13 protein-coding genes are annotated in these 17,789 nt (G+C 40.4%); all 13 read right to left on the reverse strand.

Annotated features, from left to right (window positions below; translation table 11 throughout):
- On the reverse strand, positions 1–575 hold a 575-nt coding region (locus ACO6HM_RS06505; RefSeq protein ID WP_485390316.1), incomplete at its 3' end, for an Rpn family recombination-promoting nuclease/putative transposase.
- Complete coding sequence (locus tag ACO6HM_RS06510; protein ID WP_485390317.1) at positions 554–688, reverse strand: hypothetical protein; 135 nt, start codon at positions 686–688, stop codon at positions 554–556. The genes ACO6HM_RS06505 and ACO6HM_RS06510, both read right to left, overlap by 22 nt.
- 379 nt (positions 689–1,067) lie before the next feature.
- Positions 1,068–6,407 carry a DUF5057 domain-containing protein gene (locus ACO6HM_RS06515; RefSeq protein WP_485390318.1) on the reverse strand — a complete coding sequence of 1,780 codons (5,340 nt, stop codon included), beginning with the start codon at positions 6,405–6,407 and terminating at the stop codon, positions 1,068–1,070.
- Between the two features lie 55 nt (positions 6,408–6,462).
- The gene (locus ACO6HM_RS06520; protein ID WP_485390319.1) at positions 6,463–6,969 is read right to left on the reverse strand and encodes a PilW family protein; all 507 of its coding nucleotides are present in this window, start codon (positions 6,967–6,969) and stop codon (positions 6,463–6,465) included.
- Between the two features lie 54 nt (positions 6,970–7,023).
- Positions 7,024–7,530, reverse strand: a complete 507-nt coding sequence (locus ACO6HM_RS06525) for a pilus assembly FimT family protein (protein WP_485390320.1) — start codon at positions 7,528–7,530, stop codon at positions 7,024–7,026.
- A gap of 17 nt (positions 7,531–7,547) precedes the next feature.
- Positions 7,548–9,767, reverse strand: a complete 2,220-nt coding sequence (locus ACO6HM_RS06530; protein WP_485390321.1) for a hypothetical protein — start codon at positions 9,765–9,767, stop codon at positions 7,548–7,550.
- Positions 9,767–10,960 carry a prepilin-type N-terminal cleavage/methylation domain-containing protein gene (locus ACO6HM_RS06535; protein WP_485390322.1) on the reverse strand — a complete coding sequence of 398 codons (1,194 nt, stop codon included), beginning with the start codon at positions 10,958–10,960 and terminating at the stop codon, positions 9,767–9,769. The genes ACO6HM_RS06530 and ACO6HM_RS06535 overlap by 1 nt, the downstream gene beginning before the upstream one ends.
- 104 nt (positions 10,961–11,064) lie before the next feature.
- A complete protein-coding gene (locus ACO6HM_RS06540; RefSeq protein ID WP_485390323.1) occupies positions 11,065–11,847 on the reverse strand; it encodes a hypothetical protein in 783 nt (260 codons plus the stop codon).
- A gap of 3 nt (positions 11,848–11,850) precedes the next feature.
- Positions 11,851–13,737, reverse strand: a complete 1,887-nt coding sequence (locus ACO6HM_RS06545) for a hypothetical protein (RefSeq protein WP_485390324.1) — start codon at positions 13,735–13,737, stop codon at positions 11,851–11,853.
- Between the two features lie 32 nt (positions 13,738–13,769).
- A complete protein-coding gene (locus tag ACO6HM_RS06550) occupies positions 13,770–14,531 on the reverse strand; it encodes a prepilin peptidase (protein ID WP_485390325.1) in 762 nt (253 codons plus the stop codon).
- Between the two features lie 34 nt (positions 14,532–14,565).
- A complete protein-coding gene (locus ACO6HM_RS06555; RefSeq protein ID WP_485390326.1) occupies positions 14,566–15,003 on the reverse strand; it encodes a type II secretion system protein in 438 nt (145 codons plus the stop codon).
- A gap of 476 nt (positions 15,004–15,479) precedes the next feature.
- Positions 15,480–16,694: a type II secretion system F family protein gene (locus ACO6HM_RS06560; protein ID WP_485390327.1), complete on the reverse strand. Its 1,215-nt coding sequence runs from the start codon at positions 16,692–16,694 to the stop codon at positions 15,480–15,482.
- 11 nt (positions 16,695–16,705) lie between these two features.
- Positions 16,706–17,764: a type IV pilus twitching motility protein PilT gene (locus tag ACO6HM_RS06565; RefSeq protein ID WP_485390328.1), complete on the reverse strand. Its 1,059-nt coding sequence runs from the start codon at positions 17,762–17,764 to the stop codon at positions 16,706–16,708.
- Positions 17,765–17,789: the final 25 nt, after the last annotated feature.

Genomic DNA, 17,789 nt, shown 5'->3' on the forward strand with positions numbered 1-17,789 from the left:
GCTATTAGCTTAAAATCCTTCTTAAACTTATTTATATCATCTTCACTTAGCTTTTTCAAGTCTATCAGATTGATACTGTAGTCGCTTACATAGTGTTTGAGTTCAGAATCCAGGTTAAGTCTTTTGTGCAGGGTCGTCTCGTGCCTCCATTCTTCTTCGCCATAGTAGATAACGAAGGTTATTACAGGAAAAATATCTAATTTTTCAGCAGACTTTTCAGCTACTTTATCCACTTTCTTTTTCCTCTTCCTTCTTTCTTTTTCTACAAGCTGGGTTCTATAAGAAGCCCCATCGTACGAAAGCACTCTAAATACCATGTTTTTATCAGGTATATCCTGATTTTCAATTCCTATTAGTGAAATAACTACATTCTCTTTCTTCCATAGTTTTACGACATCTCTGTCCTGAAACCTATGTTTGCTGTCATCCCCCTTATAGTGGCTCCAGCCGGAAAGGTCAACAAGTTCATCTTCTTTAACTACATCCTTCCCATCAAACATAATTCCATTCACAAAGTCTGCAAATACATCATTAAACATAAAGAGCTTTTTCTCTAAAATATCCTTCTCTCCCAATTGTCCCCCTTTCTGATTAAACAATAAAAATAAGATTTAATTCCATCTTCAAAGTCTACGAACACATCATTAAACTTGAGGAGCTTTTTCTCTAAAATATCCTTCTCTCCCAATTTTCCCCCTTTCTAAAAAACAACACAAAATTAAAGTCAAATCTTTGGATTTAACAGCTTGAATATTTCTTTTTGAATTAATAAATACATCTTAGATTGGCGCCAAAAAATCTTAACGAAGTATTACATAATGCAGGTATCAAAGATAAAAAATTATCCTACAGACAATCTGATATCGAATGTCTTATCTTTGATACTTTTCCAAGTATACAACATTTTTTAAGTTTTGTAATCGGCAAAATACACAAAGTTTTGCGAACTTTCTATACAAAATAGCCAAAAAAATCCCCCTTCTCGGATTTTATCCTAGAAGGGGGGGAGGTATATCATCAAATTACAACCCAAAATATCGGGGAGAGATAGCTCTCCTTTACTTTGTTTAATCTAGGTCAAATAATCCTCGTTTTTGAACAATGTAGGTTGATACTGATTCAGGAGAGTACTTAGGCAGGGTTACACTTGAACCTCTAAATATCCTTGTCACCCTCGTTCTTGCAGATACCTTAATGTCTATCTTGTTCTTATTTCCACCAAGTTCAGACAGTGGAACTTCAAAATAATAACTATCTCCCGGCATTAAAGCATAGCACTCACCAATTTGATCATCTGATTCAGTTGGCTCCTTTGTTCCATTTGCCCTATATACATTGTAAAGGCCTCCTTTTGTATCCACAGGCTTAACCAAAACCTTAGTTTCAAGAGGATTAGTATCCTTTACAAAACTATTGTAATCAACCGGAGTGAAGTAGACCTTCTCTTTGTTACCTGTTATAACTCCATTGTTATATGCATCCGAAGACACATCATAAGATATGTAGGATACAGTTTTTTCAGCTGCGTCAGGGTCGCCGTTTTCCTTAAATTCAATCGAAGGAGGAACCATTGCAGCCTTATACGCTGCTATAAGGGTGTTTACGTAAAGCTTCATCTCTTCTCTACCGGTCACCTCTGAATGCCCAACACCTGAGTAAGTTATGTTACCCTTGGTGTAGATGTAATAATTGTTTCTTACATCTCTAGGGGCTAGATTATACTCACTGGCAGGATCATTTTTTCTGCTCTCACTGCTCGCTAGCGTATACCATACTATGAGATCACTCTCACCATCTTCATCGTCATCTTCATTAAAGTCTATCTGATAAGGCTGATAATGCGTAGCTGCAACTTGTAGCTCTTTCTCAATCTTAAAAGGATAGGTGGTTATCTGTCCTTTGTTTATCTGTTCTACCCTATTTGTATGTCTCTCAGACCTTACATATCCCTTGGCGAACTTAAACTGAGCATTTGTTGCCTCATTTCCAGATAAATATACCAATGAACCGTTTGTGAAGCCCTGAACCTCTTTTACAATCTTTGTCTTTTTGCTTCCTGGTTCATATGCTATATCCTTTATATCTTTATTATTTCTTTTAGCATTTTCCTTGGCTATCTCAAAAAGCCTGCTTGAAGTCACAGAGTTATCACTGGTGTTGGCAGCAATAGTCGGGTATTTTGTTCTTTCAAACTTCGTTTTGGTATTATTTATGTCTGCACCTGTCCCAACTCTTAAAGGCCAGTTATTAAGCACTCCATACCTGTCAAGGCCTACCAGCCCCCTAATCATTCTGTTTAATTCATAGTTCCAAGAAGAGGTACCCCTATAATTTACCTGGGAAGTACAGTCATGTGTATAAAGTATCGGCTTACCTGAATTGGCCCAGTCCTGAATAGCCTCAAGACAGTTATTTACATTAGGTAATGTGTATGAGTCTCCAAAGCCCATGACTATCATATCGTATTTGATAGCGGTAGTATCAAAAAATTCTACAGGCCTTTTACCCGGATTCTTCATTCTCCATCCGTTGTAGTCAGACATAAGTGTAGCAGGACTTACTGATTTTACTGTTATATCAAAATCACCAGTATTTTTTACCTCATCTAAAAGCTCTTTAAACATTGCATTGTTTGCCATATCAAAGGTACCCTCACCAATCCAGTTGTTATAACGTATGGATGGGTCCTTAAAAGTTAATAAGTTACCTTTAGAGTCACGATAATTGTAATAAAATAAATTGTTGTATTTATAACGTTCATCGTCACCTTTATAGTTCTCATTAAAATGGCTCTTAACATTGTCTGAACTTTTTATCTGGAGAATATTTATTTTTTGGGCTACTCCCGAATTCTGCACATAACCGAAACCTGTGGCGCTTGTATATCTGTTTAAACCATTGCCATCTACAGATTCAATTTTAATCTTCCAAGGTACTATACCTACATAATATTTAGGAAGCTTGTAGGTTATCTTATACCAGGAAGTCTTGGAAGATGTCAGGTACAATGAAGTCTTAGAATCTGTCAGCTCACCTTTATAGATGGTATTGTCCTTAAGCACAGTATAATAGCGTGGGTTGATAATCTCCCTTGTACCAGAGAACTTACCATCAGAATTGCTGTCAACGTAAAGGCTGAGCTTGAACTTAACATTATCATTTTCAAAACCCTTGTTAAGAAGCTTAAAATTGATTTCCAAAGTTTTGTTGTTAATTCTACTGTAGTCAGTAGTGCGCCCAGGTATATCAATATCCTTCTCTAACTGCCTCTCTTCAAGTTTAATCTCAGGCTTAGGAAGATTGATGTTAGTAATAAGAGAATTCAAATCATTTGCATTCAGTTTCTCGTCTGCTTTCTCAAATATTACATTCTTCATATGCTTGTTGGAAGGATTGTCTCTCCACTCAATAGCAAAGTCAACAAGCTCATACATTCTTGAGCTGTTATCAATCAAATCCTTATTTACAATAAGACTACTTCCTGATGTTGTGACAAAACCGTCTGCAAACACAATAGGATAACCTGATTTTATGTATTCCTTAAGTCTATTTAGCTTTTCCTCCGTGATGTCATTGCCTGCAAAGCGGTATTCGATATCATCACTTCTTGCTTTATCAATATAGGTGTCACCTTTATGATAATCGCTTTCACTAAGCCCACGCTTAAAATTATACTTTATACCATCTGAATCAGGGTCTTCATCCTTATATGCTTCTATATTATTATATCTACCATTTGCACCAGGCTGTTTACCATTAACTTTTCCGTGTGGATCTAAGTAGTCTGTATCTAAAAGTCCTCCCCGGAAGAGAACGTCTGCATATCCATTAAACGCTTTATATATATCACCTACATTACTGTAGATAAGGCCATTCATATTTGTATCATTGTATACAGTATGGTAAGGTGTTCCCAGACCGTCTACATACCTTATTGCCTTAGTTTTAATTATTCTGCGTCTAGGCATTTTGTATCCAGGAATTTTATATTCAGTTTTATATACTATTTTACCCTTATCATTGTAAACTATTTGACCATTCGCATCTAAGAGCGGAACTTTTCTTTGATCTGTTGCCGCAGGTTCCTTATATTCCTGTTCAGGATAGGTATTAGCTATATACTCTATACCTGTATTGGGATCGGTTCTAACATCCGCACTTAATGTCACCCTGGTTGTTATTGGTAATTTATGAATATCGTCAACCCAACGTTCAGAAATGTCTTCCGGATTTAACTCAACCTCGCCTATTTCCACCTCTTGTGGAACCTTATCTGTCATATTGAAGCTGCTTGTATCAAGCCCCATATAGATAAGGTCATAGTTAGAGAGGTCTTCAGTTCTTCCAATGTATTCAAAGGTTGGTACAGTCTCAGAGGTATGGTTAATGCTCTTCCCATTTGGCTCAAACCATTTTTTAACCTTTTTTTTCATCCTTTTACTGTCCTTGTCTCTCTCTCCAACCACCTTAGCGGGCTCTATATCAAGTATTTTAACTACATCATCTTTGATTATCTGTCTTCTCAAGTTGAAGCTGATGATGTACTCAAGAGCTCTTGCCTTTGAGATTTCAAGTTTAAACTTTTTAGTGTTGTCGGTAGTACCCTCTACTCCCTTGTCCACTATGTTATTCTCTTCGACTATGCTCTCCGCAACTTCTCCGAAGCCTTCTTTCTTAGCTTTGTTTACAAAAGCTGAATCAGAGGTCTTTTCGTTGATAAAGTCAGAAGCAAAGTTCTTAAATATTTCAGGAATTTGATTCTCAAAGTCACGCTCTATGACGTAGACACTCTTCTTTACAAAATGACCGTCTTTATCTTCTTCTATTACAATCCTACCTTCTGCATCTTTTACAATATTACCATCTTTATCTATTTTATCAAAGAACTTTCTATCAGTTACAAGATTAATTGCCAATTTCAACATATTCGGAGCACTAGAATATGCAACACCGTAGTTCTCCACAACCGCAGGGAGATTATTTGTATTCACTTCTGTTTTAATGATATTTAGTACATTGGCATTGATATCATTCACTGCTGTATACTTATAAGACTCGAACCCATTTACAAGTGAGTTTGAGCCTACTATATACAAAAGCCCCACATTGGAGAAATAATTAGGATTGGCAGCTAGTTCAGCTTTTATTCCACTTGGTGTAAGTGTAACCACCTTTATCTTCATCTTTGCGTTATCGTAGTCAGGGTCGGTGGCTGGAAGGTACCTGTTATCGCTAAAGTTCTTTAAGAACACGCCGTTTTCAAACCAGTTGTTGTTCTTAAAGCCGCCTGTGTAGAAGACCTTGTCTATAACTAAATCATGGTCAAGCTTGCCGCCTGCCACTTCTACAAGCTTCTTACTTCCTTTACCTTTTCCTACAAATACATACGAATCTTCGGATGCAACTGCAAAATGTCCCCTGCCTGAGGTAACCTTTTTATAGCGCTCTACACTGTTTAACACACCGTTAAACTCTGCTTCGCTTCCCAGATATTCTGCGCTTTCCACTGAATAATATACTCCACTTGTCCTCTCAGCCGCTGTAAGAGTGGATACATCCACCCCTTCAAATGACAGCAAAACATAGTCATAGTTAGTAAAATCAAAACTATAACCATCTGCATCCTTATTCGATAGGGCATACTCGTACACTACATTAGAGCCTGTTGCCCCCTTTGCCTTTTTGTATATATACCTTGTAAATCCTAGAACCTTTACCTCCTCAGCATTGTGAAACTCTCTTATCTCAGAGGCTCTGTATACTATGCTTCCGTCAGGATTACTTAGGTCTGCCTTCTTAAACTTTACGGCATATTTACCATCTATGTTCTGAGTATATTCATAGCTTACTACATTCTCATCATAGTCTCCGCCTGCCTGCTCTACAAATGAGGCATCAAATGCAAAGCTTCCGCCCACTGCGTCTACCATCTTGTAGCCCGATACATCACCTTTCTTCATAAGAAGAGGCTTGGCAAGATTAAATGAAGAGTACTTTACTTCATCAGCAGGATTTACAGCATCTAGTGAATAAGCCTCCTTATATTCATTGTAAGTAAGAGGCTTGGTTTTATCACTTGCACTTATAGTAGCAAGCTTATTCTTAAGTCCTGCCATATAATCCATTCTTTTCTTCTTGGTATCAAGTAAGGCTATCTCCTTCTTCCAGTCCTCAGGCTCGCTTCCTTCTACAAAATAGCCAAACTTTGCCATCCTCTCATCCGGAACAAGCTCCACTACAGTAAAAGGATTCTCCTCTGTAGAGCTTTTTATAAGATTCTCAATACCATTAAAAGACGCATTTTTTGCGTCTGCTTCATGATTATGTATAAACATCATAGAAACGGCTGCAACCGTTAAAGATGTAGCCGTTAATATACCTATTAAAGCTTTAGTCCGTTTCTTCATAAAGCTCCTTTCTTAAAACAATACCTTTACTATATATGTCGGACAAATCCCCGTCCTATTTAACTACATTTTCATTTCTTGGAGTTATGGTCTCCTCCTTTACGTAGGACTGGGAGTTATTTTCCAGGTTCATTTTCACCTTTATTTTATTCTTGCCCTCGGCTCTTATGACATCCGCACTAAATGCCGTCACATTCTCCGCCATAAGGACATTTTCCTTTAGCTCAAAGCTCCTGCTCATCGTGTCAATTACGCTTTTCTTATAATAGATTTTTTTCTCGGCAGGCACATAGCTTATCTCATATTTTTCATTTTCATTGATTACTTCAAGGGTACTGTCTGTGTATCTCACTTCCTTTTCTGCAGATATCACTATATCCGATATCTGATTCATCACTAGCTGTGCTTCCTTTTGCAAGTCAGTCGTAGTTATGACAGATGAATAAGAACTGCTGCCAGCTAAGAGAAAAGATATGATAGAACCGCTCACCACCATGATGATGGCAAGAGCAATGATAACCTCTATCAGAGAAAATCCTTTGTTATCTAGACGCTTTCTCATATCTTCATCTCCTTCCTAAATGCAAGCCCTATATCATTTAGCATCAGGCTTTCTTTATTCAACAATGATTTTTCCAGTCGCAGCATATATCTTTATTTTTTTCTCTGCATTTCCTTTTCTTAGTATTATGCACTGGATACCGTTAGGGCTGGTATCCTTGATGGCACCTGTGTTTCTGTTAAAATTAAATACCATGCCAGCTGCCCCCGCAGGGTTCTCAGAGCTTCCGGAGATATCGGTAGAATAAGACATCTCTACGTTGTCATCACTTACATCCTCTATAAATGTCTTCTCAGTAATCGAGTCATTTCTTGACACTACCTTGGTGACTATCTTGGCTTTTATCGTCTGGTCAGTATCCTTGTATATGGTGAGTGTAACCTCGTCTTTACCAAGGTTTGCAAGCCTCACCTTGTCAAGAAGGGAGGACACGCTGTCTGCACAGGCCTTTACTCTTCTGCCATCAAACAAGCCTGACGAAGTAGCCATAAATCCCGTAAGCACTCCCAGAATTGCTATAATCACTATAGCTTCCAGTAAAGAATATCCCTTGTTATTCAATATCGTCTCCTCCTTAACTATTTTTTCTTCCAATTACTGTAAGACACAAGCTTACTTAAATCAACACTTCCGTCAGCAAAAAGGTCATTGCCGCTCACAGTGCTTCCTGAAGCTGCAAACGCTTCGCCGTCTCTAAACACCTTGTAAAAATAATCACTTCCGCCTGCGGTAAGCGGTTCACTAATAAGGTTTTTAATTATACCGCTGTCATCTGACTTTATTTCTCCCGCAGAATTCACTGTGACCTTGCCTCTTGCTATGATTGTACCTGTAAAAGTCTTGCTCACACGTACATCTCCTAATGCTACAATGAGCCTTACATCACCAGAGGAACCATTGTATTCATAATAACCCGAGGTTATCACAGCCTTCACGCCGTTTACCGATACTTCTTTTTTTACAACTCCTGCCAAGTAGCCATTAAGCACAGCTTCATTGATTATGTTCTTAAATACTTCATTTTCCCTTTGTCCTGCCTTTACCTTAGTAGTAAGGTTGGTACACAGAGCCCTGAAGGTCTTGATAAATTTGCCTGTGTTATCTATTGTACTTGTCTTCCCTGGCAAGACTACTAGGTCATTGTCATACAAGGTGTAGTTACCCACTGTCTTGATATTCGCTTCGGCGGCACTCTTTATAGTGTCTGTATAAAAGTCTGTATGCTTCTTTAGTTCCTCTGCCCTGTTTTTGTCTGCCGCATAGAAGTCATTAAAGTACCTGGCTGCCTTATCCTGTGGAAGATTCACATAGAAGTATACAAGGCCGTCACTTGATATGCCTGTGATAGGCTGTACAAATATCTTGGTGTAATTAGCGTCAAGGTCTGACTTTGTTACACCATAGTCTTCAAATGTCTTACCTGTCTTGTATGCTCTTGCCTTGGTATCTACAAGAACATAGTTCTTGCCGCTTGAGTCCTTTTCGTTTAAGAGCTTATTGTATTCATCATAGCTAAGTGGATTGTGGCCAAACTTTGACTCTTTATTTGAGTCTGTCCCTATCCACTCGCCCGGCATAAGGTAGGCTATCTGATTGCCCTTTACTGCAATAGACTCACCCATCTTGATGTCTTTATTATTACGGGCTTCTCCTATAGAGTTATCCCGGAGTCTCTCGTTACCTGTAGCGATATAAGAATATCCCGCCAAGGCAACTTCCTTTGCACCGCTCATGTCTATAGAGCTGTCTTTGCCGTTTATGATAATTGCCGACGAGCTGCCAGCCACATTTTTATCATTGCCATAGCCCTTGTATGTACCGGATATCTTTGCACTAGACCTCTCTCCGCTTAGAGTAAGGTCATCAGCTACATAGGCAGCTCCCATAAGTTCTGCTCTGCCACCGTTTAGCAGAATACCACCTGCCCATATCTTCTGACCGGCAGAAGCTTTAAGGCTTGCATTATTAGCTACATTAACTGTTCCATTGGCTATAAGGGTCTTGTCATAAAGTCCCACATTGGTATAAGACTTGGCTACAAAAGCCTGTTTGTCAAAAGCGTCACTAAAGCCGGCATATACACTGCCTTTTATATCTACATTGCCTGCTATAACCTCTACTCCCTTATCGCCTATGATAGCGTATTCAAACAAATCCAGGTCAGAAGTACCGTAGGCCACATCAGGCTTTGGTACAGCTACTGTGATGTCCGTAACTATCTCAGATACCTGTTCGTCTTCACTTACATATCTTACTCTGATACCCTTAAGTACAAGCTTATCATCTTCATCCTTTACAATACCTTCATCCCTGCTATACCCACCATTCATTGCGGATACAACAGCATAAGGATATGTCGGGCTGTTTAGAAGGCTCTGATCTACGAGATTGCTAATAGACTTAATATTATACTCGCCTACCGTACCTCTATCAATACTTCTCTTAAAAGTATCCTTAAAGTTCCTCTTGAAGTCTTCTGCCCTGCGGGCCTTCTCAGATACAGTGGATGATGCCGCACCTGCAGGCGTCTGACTGCTGTTACCATACTTAGCAAAGTTCTCAAGATCCTTGGTCACTGCTTCCTTGTATGCAGCCTCAGCCTTTTGTTTTACTCCCGCCTTTACCTGCTCGAGCACTCCCTCTGCGGAGTAGAAGCTTTCCTTTATCTCGGCATCAGTGGTCTTCATCTGGACATTGCGCAGTGATACCCAGAGCGCAATGGCAGCCATCACGCCTATCCCTGCTGCCACCAGAATAACCATAAGTATCGAAGAACCTCTATTGTCGTTTCTTTTCATCAATTGGACATACCTCCTGTCAATGTCATTAGTGGCTCTGCACCTGCAATGCCATTTTCATCCACATTGGAGTTAAATACCTTAACCTCTATATCATACAACCTTGCGAAGCTATTTACCTCATCAGCAGACTTGCTTTCAACAAGAGACATATTTACATCAATCTTATCAGTAGTATAAGGCTGGGAATTACGATAATACCTGCATCTGAAATTAGTGCCTTCTACATTGGTAAACACCTTAACAGGGCTCTTGTCTGCAAAGTTAATATTGCCATCCCTTACATCCAAGGTTACCATCTTATTGCCTAAGGTTCCTGTCTCCTGCTTTACGATGTAGAGCTTGAATTTTTTATTTAACGGATTGTCTATAACTATCTTCTCATCTCCTGTCGAGTTATTCCAAGGTGCTAAAAATATATATATGCTTCTTAGCTCATCCTTAGGGGAGTCGCTTTCTTCAGTCCTTAAATCACTAAGTCCCGTGACAGGGGTCATACTCCCGTTTACAAAATAATTAAATTCAGTCTTAACTGTGACAATATCCGTACCTGTAACAGTTATATGTATTTCCCTTCTTAAGGTGCCTGCACTCACATTATGCTTAACCTGTGAGCTTAGCAAGGGATCGTTTAACATCCTGGTGGCAGCATCTCCCGCACTAAGTGTGGCATCAATCAGTATATCCTTGTCTGTACTTACAGGTGTGATTTTGTCTATATTATCTGCGGTAATGGATGCCCTTGACACTGTTATAAGAGCATTAGTCGTAAAGCCTTCTCTTACAATGTTCTTTAAGTAAAAATAATACTTACCGCCTGCCTTAGGATAAAAATCATAATTACCCCCTGTGCGGCTTTGTCTTAGGCTTTTTTGCGTGGCAACTACGTACTTGTGTGTAGAAGGGTCATAGTCAAGCTCTTCAAAGCCTGTATTGCCAAATATAGTAGGAGAAGTGATATTAGGCGAGCCTAACTTAATAATATCCGCCAGGTTATAGCCCTTTATCTCCTCCATTATATTCTTGCCTGTCTCTATAGCTAGAAGCTTGTTCCTTGAGAGGGCATTCATCTTGGAAGAAGTTACGAATGCATTTAATAAAGGAAGAGTAATAATTGCAAGTATAGCGATTGCAATTATAATCTCTATAAGCGAAAAACCTTTGTCAGAACATATTTTTTTATGATTTTTCATATTCTGCATCCTCACTTCCTCTCCTTTCAAGTATGTTATATCCAATCAGAGTTTGCGTATGTTAACAGCCATACCGCAAACTCTGACAATTTCGTTTTATTGCTCTATTCGCCTGCTCCATCGCTATTTGCCTTAGATGTGTCTACAGTTCCGAATATGTTCTTAGTGCCGTGTCTGATAGTCTTGGTGATAATCTCTTCATAAGGCCTGTCGCTTCCTGCAAGGAAGTATGAATCGTATACTATATTGCCGTCCAGATTCCCTGTCTTGTTATCAAAGGTAAGAGATACCGAGTTGATGCTCTTTTTGTCGGTAGACTTAGCTATCTTATCAAGGAATTTCTTTAGGCTGTCGTATCCGCCCTTGTAGTTGATGTTGGTAGACATATCATAGAGCTTATACTTATTTGCCGCAGCAGGTGCCACCCCAGTCTCATCTGCCACAGGAGCTTCTGTAGTAGAGGCTGCCTCAGGAGCTTCCTCTGTAGATACTTCCTGTGGTGGAGCTTGCGTGGTCTCTGCTTCAGGCGCATCGGAGGACTTCATCTCTACAGGGGTATTGACGGTAATGAGCGGAACCTCTACCTTAAGCTCTTTCTCAAGTCCTACTATATCCATAATCTCATTCTCAACCTGTAAGAAGGATGGGAACTTTGCTACCAAAGCTAAGGTATCTGCTTCATAGTTGGTAGTCTCAGCCTTTATCTCAGACTCCCTTGCGACCTTTGCCTCAAGCTCCGCAAGCTTTGCGGTAAGGCCTACATTCTCAGTATTTAACTTCTCAGCATCTTCCGTATAACTTCTTATAGGAAAATAATACACGAGGGCAAATATAAGAATGCCAACAAATATTATTAATATCTTCTTATCTCTTTCTGAAATCGACATCTCTTATTCCCCCTTTCCACTTTCTGTAGCTGATGAAGTGCCACCGGAAGCCTCTGTGTCTGAAGTCTTCTTGTCTGTGGCAGTGTTATCCATACCTTCTGATTCTGTTACAGCTCCTTCACTCGCAGTAGTATCACTACCTTCTGTACCTGTTACAGCACCTTCGCTTGCAGCATTATCTGTGCTTTCTGCTCCTGCAGCCTTGCCATCTTCTGCTTTAACTGCGTCTTCAGCAGCCTTTCCTGCGTCTGTATTTATATATATGACATCCAGTGAGAAGTTAACCTCTACCCTGTCATCCTTGCCCTTTGTCTCTGAAATCGTAGATACATTGGTTACAATTACATTGTTTATCTCTCTCATACGCTTGATGATATCTGCTACAGCTTCTTTGTTGCTGACGGTTATATTAAGAGATATCCTGTCAGGCAAAGCATTGAAGGAGAGCACACGTATCTCTGAAGGCATCCTTCTCTCAAGCTCCTCTATAAGGGACTTTAAGCCGTTGTTGTTAGACTCTGTGAGCTTAACCGCAGAGCTCATCCAGTCGTAATCAGCCTTGGCGATGAGGTTAGCCTTTTCAACCTCTTCTATGTAAGAGTAGGCTGTTATCTGTGTATTAAGCGAAGCATTCTTCTCCTTTGCTGAATTGTAATCAAAGTATGCCAGTATAAACCAAGCTGCGGCTCCAATTACAAAGGCAGCACTGATAACTGAAGGGATAACCAATGCACCTATGCTGGTAGTGGCTTCACCCCCACCTGACTTAGAGGAGGCCTCAAGCCTTCTTTTATTGATAGCAGGAAGGAGTCCTCCCTTAAGGGTAACACCGATGCAGGAGTAATATGCTGCAAGGTGCTTTTCTACCTCCTCTTCATTTTTCACTATGTGGAAGGTCCTAAGCGGAGGCATCTTCTCAGTATGAATGCCAAACTCAGAAGTAAGGAACTCCATAAAGCCCTTTATCTCGGCACCAATACCGATTACATCTATCTTCTCTATCTTGATTCCCTGAATCCTTGAGAGATAATAGTCGAGGATTCTGGCTACACTGCCTGATAGCATCCTAAGGCTCTCGGTGACATCCTCCTTTAGCTTATACTCAGCATTTGACTTGATCACCTCGTAGTCTTCATATATGCCGTCTCCGTTTGCATCCACTGCCTCATCAAAGAGGAGGTTGTTATCATATAGCACCTCAAGTCCACTGGCAAAGTCAGGACGGCCATACATTCCATTTTCACACACTATGGATACAGCCTCAGATACACCGTAGCTTATATGACGCTGGAGTTCAATTCTATCACCATCCATTATGGTAAGTATAGAGGAACGTCCGTCTATTTTAAGTAATGCCCTGATTCCTTCTGCACTTTCACCTTGCATAAGGAGCTTGGAGGCATTGCCTGTATAGCCCATACCGTATAGGCTAAGTCCTATGTCCCTTGCCAGGCACTCATAGAACTCTATGATGTCGCGGGGGATAGCCAGTACGTTTAGCCTGTACTTCTTTGCCTCCCCCTCTGTGAATTTCTCTATAATCTCATGTACGAGTACATACTGGGAGAGGTCTACCGGAAAGTATTCTGAGGCATTAGCTGAAATAAGGTCATCTATCCTGCTCTCCTTTACTGCAGAAATGATAACCTCTCTGGTAGCCATACGGCTTGAATTGATGACAAAGACTACCTTCTTGGTGGTTATCTTCCTTCTCTTCAATTCTGCCTGCAATACGCTTGCAAACTCTTCTGAGTCATTCTGCTCGAACATATTGTTAGGCGTAGAAAACAAAAATGAGTTGTATATCTTTGTTTCCCTTCCTCCGCAGGATACCTCAAGAACCCTAACGAGGCTTCGTCCGCATTCAATACTTAGTACTCTGTTTTCCATGTTATTCTCCAAATTAAAGTTTATTGTTTATATCAAAAACTGCTTAAATACCATTCTATAAAACCATTGCCCCAAAGCATAGCTATAAATAATCCCGCCGAGAGGTAGGGGCCCATCGCAAGCATCCTCTCTGCACCTGACACCTTCATACGTATGAGGTGAAGGATAGAGCCTAGTATACAGCCTATAAAAAATGCCAGTACAATCAACTGCCAGCCAAGCAAGAGCCCAGAAGCAGCCATAAGCTTAATGTCTCCTCCTCCTATAGCTCTGCCCTTGGTTACCATATACAGAATAAGAAGAAAACCACTTACTATAAAAAAGCCTATAAGGTAGTCAAAGAAGTTGTTAAAATCCAAGACTACCTTAAGACATCCAAGTACCAATATGAAGATATTAATACTGATTGGAATCTCATAAGTCCTCCAATCTATTACCGTAAGCACTATGAGTGCTGACGTAAATAATGCATAAATAATGGATATTACGTTCAATCCGTTTACTGCAAATACAAGTACGTATAAGAAGCCATTTAGCCCCTCAATTATAGGGTATTGAGGTGAAATATGACTTTTACAGCTCCTACACCTTCCGCCCAGGAAGATGTAGGAAAACAAAGGAATCAGTTCGAACCAACTTAGCTTATGACCACAGGTCATACAATGCGAAGGTGTAGTCACCACTGTCTCTCCCCTGGGTATACGATAGATGCAGACATTTAAGAAGCTGCCTATGGTGATACCGAAGAGGAAGATAAGTGCATAGATGAGGTAGGTCATTGTCTCGTAGCTCATAGGGTTCCTTTCAATAGTTAATGTATAGTACTGATTACTCAGTCATCTTGGTCTTGTACTCACCGGTAAGTTCAGGGAAAACCTCTGATTCATTAGTACCATCATTAATAAATACTTCAACCTTACCATTTTTTACATCATACTTTACTTTAAACACATTAGAATCACTCACCTTACTCTTAGGTGCCTCTGCAAGAAGTTTGCCATCGCCAACTCCAGCAACATATGCTGGCTGAGTTCCACTAAATGGTTCTGCGGTAGTAACACTTTCTGTTAACTTATTGTCAGCAATAAGTGTCTGAATAACAGTTGCAATTTCCTGTCCGTTCTTAACATCTGTAGAATACTTAGATCTCTGTACATACTTAAGGAACTGTGGCGCAAGAAGTCCGATAAGTACTGCCATAATAGCAATAACGATGATAAGCTCTACAAGGGAGAATCCCTTATTGTTTAATTTTCTCTGGTTCATGTTTTCTTTCTCCTTTTTGATTAAATTATTATATCTTAAAAACACTCCCTATAAGTGCTTTTAATTCAAAGTAAGCGAAGGCTGTCGCCCTATGGCTGTATTATAACATATCAACTTTGCTATTTCAATACTTGATTTCATATTTTACAAAGTTTAGTTATTATTTTGCTTTTTATGATATTTTGTATCACGTATCAGCAACTTATTTATTATAACACAAGTTCTATCCTTCTTATAATAAAGATATCGGATGTATTCACAAACTTCTTAACAGTAAAAGAGGTAAAATATAAAATAATTCTTTTGCCACAGCTTAGGTACAAAGTACAAAATATAGTCAAGAGCATAAGCAAACAGCCTATATATCGTTATTTTCTAAACTGTAGTAGTTCCTCCTAGTTCACATTTACCCTATCGTAAAAAGCGATATATGTTCATACTTGCGAATATTTTACTACTATATACACAAATAAGAATTACAGGTTATCGAGCGCTCCGTACATGGATATCATAGGTCCCATAATTACGGATATGAGGAGGATAACGATACCTGCAAGCACCAGCATTATCATAGGCTCAAGGGCCGCCATCAGTGTCTGTGTAGCCATCTCCACCTCTTCATCATAGTAGTCGGCTAGCTTACTTAGCATACCCTCTATGTCTCCTGTTTCCTCTCCTATCCTTGTCATATAGCCCACCATAGGAGGGAAAAGTCCGCTCTTTTGTATAGGCTCTGACATAGGCACACCCTTTACTACCTCTTCCTTTGTCTTCTTAAGACATTCCTTATACAGGTAGTTTTCCATGGTGTTGGATGTAATCTCCAGTGCCTCCACCATAGGAAGTCCTGCATAGACCAGGGTTGAAAGTGTTCTTGCAAAGTTTGCCGCTGCATTCTTTACATTGATGATGCCAAATACAGGGAGCTTCCTGGCTATGGTACCGAAGGTTATCTGACCGGGTATCGTCTTCTTATATACATTCACAGCCACAATGAAGGCAATGAGAAGGCCTACAAGCACGTACCACCTGGCTATGATGAAGTCACTAAGTTTCACTGCTAGCACCGTCTGTATAGGAAGCTCTGCTCCAAGCTGGTCAAACATCGACTTGTAGGTAGGTATAATCTGTACCAGCATCACTATGATAACTATAACAGATACTATCATAACTATGGTAGGATATACCGATGCCTTCTTAAGCATGGCATCAAGCTTAGCCTTCTTCTCAAATCTCTCCGCCATACGCTCGAAGGCTACCTCAAGCTTACCCGAGGCCTCACCTGCCGCCACCATGGATATCATGATGGAAGGGAATATCTTAGGGTACTTTGCCATAGACTCCGAGAGGGTCTCACCCTTTTGGATATTGGCTCTTACCTTTACTATGGTCTTTGCCATGGTCTTATTCTCTGTAGCCACAGACAGCATCTCAAGGGCATCTATGATGGTTACACCTGCATTTATCATACTGATGAACTGCCTGCAGAACACACTTAGGTCTCTTATCTTAATACCGCTTCCAAAGCTAAACTCTATGTCCTTGGTAAGGATATTTGCCTCTTCAATGTGGATAAGCGTCATCTCGTTTTTCTTTATCTGAGTGACCGCCTCACCCTTGTTTTCAGCCTGTATGGTACCCTTCTTTTCTTTTCCTTTGTTGTCTATCGCAAGATATGTAAAATCCGCCACTTCTTACCCTCCTAAAATCTTCCGATTCTCTGCTTCATCCTCTCAAAGCTGAAAGCATGTCTAAGTGCAGTCTCTTCGTCTATTCTTCCTTTCACATAAAGCTCGTATATGGCATCATCCATGGACTGCATACCATCTTTCTTTCCTGTCTGGATGAGGGAAGGTATCTGATAGGTCTTTCCTTCTCTGATAAGGTTCCTTATGGCGTGGGTGGCTATCATAACCTCGTAGGCAGCAAGCCTGCCCTTTCCTTCTATCCTTGGAAGGAGCTGCTGTGTGACTACTCCTTCAAGGACTCCCGCAAGCTGAACCCTTATCTGCTGCTGCTGGTGTGGAGGAAATACGTCTATCATACGCTCTATGGAGTCAGCCGCAGAGTTGGTATGAAGGGTCGAGAATACGAGGTGTCCGGTCTCAGCCGCTGTGATAGCTATGGCAATGGTCTCTAAGTCTCTCATCTCTCCTACCAGGATGACATCAGGGTCTTCTCTAAGGGCAGCCTTCAGTGCTGCTGCGTATGAGGTGGTATCCGAGCCTATCTCTCTCTGGCTTACTATACATCTCTTATGTGGGTGGAGGTACTCGATAGGGTCTTCAAGTGTGATGATATTCTTGGCATCCCTTCCCGATATCTCTCCTATAAGGCTTGCAAGTGTGGTAGACTTACCGCTTCCTGTGGCTCCTGTAACCAGCACGAGCCCCCTCTTCTTATGGGTGAGCTGCACTACCGAGTGTGGTATGGCAAGCTTTTCAGGAGTAGGTGTATCAAAGCTAAGTATTCTAAGTGCCGCCGCATAGGTACCTCTCTGGCTGAATACATTGACACGTACTCTAAAAAGCCCCGGAAGGGAGAAGGCAAAGTCAAGCTCTCCCGCCTCCTTTAGGTTACGTATGTCATCTTCGCTCATAACATAGGAGATTGCACCCCAAGTCTCTTCAGGGGTGAGATGGTAGTCAGTCTGTGGAACCATCTCTCCATCTATTCTAAACATAAGCGGGCTTCCCGGAGAGAGATGTATGTCTGATGCTCTTTTCTCCTGGGATAGTCTAAGTATTTCTTCTATCGTCATATTACCCTCACATTTCTTTTTTTTA

The sequence above is a fragment of the Catonella sp. genome, from assembly GCF_057250765.1.

Coding starts and splice junctions, on each gene's coding strand:
- ACO6HM_RS06515 (WP_485390318.1), bottom strand. CDS start 6,407: ATGAAGAAACGGACTAAAGCTTTAATAGGTATATTAACGGCTACATCT.
- ACO6HM_RS06520 (WP_485390319.1), bottom strand. CDS start 6,969: ATGAGAAAGCGTCTAGATAACAAAGGATTTTCTCTGATAGAGGTTATC.
- ACO6HM_RS06530 (WP_485390321.1), bottom strand. CDS start 9,767: ATGAAAAGAAACGACAATAGAGGTTCTTCGATACTTATGGTTATTCTG.
- ACO6HM_RS06535 (WP_485390322.1), bottom strand. CDS start 10,960: ATGAAAAATCATAAAAAAATATGTTCTGACAAAGGTTTTTCGCTTATA.
- ACO6HM_RS06540 (WP_485390323.1), bottom strand. CDS start 11,847: ATGTCGATTTCAGAAAGAGATAAGAAGATATTAATAATATTTGTTGGC.
- ACO6HM_RS06545 (WP_485390324.1), bottom strand. CDS start 13,737: ATGGAAAACAGAGTACTAAGTATTGAATGCGGACGAAGCCTCGTTAGG.
- ACO6HM_RS06550 (WP_485390325.1), bottom strand. CDS start 14,531: ATGAGCTACGAGACAATGACCTACCTCATCTATGCACTTATCTTCCTC.
- ACO6HM_RS06555 (WP_485390326.1), bottom strand. CDS start 15,003: ATGAACCAGAGAAAATTAAACAATAAGGGATTCTCCCTTGTAGAGCTT.
- ACO6HM_RS06565 (WP_485390328.1), bottom strand. CDS start 17,764: ATGACGATAGAAGAAATACTTAGACTATCCCAGGAGAAAAGAGCATCA.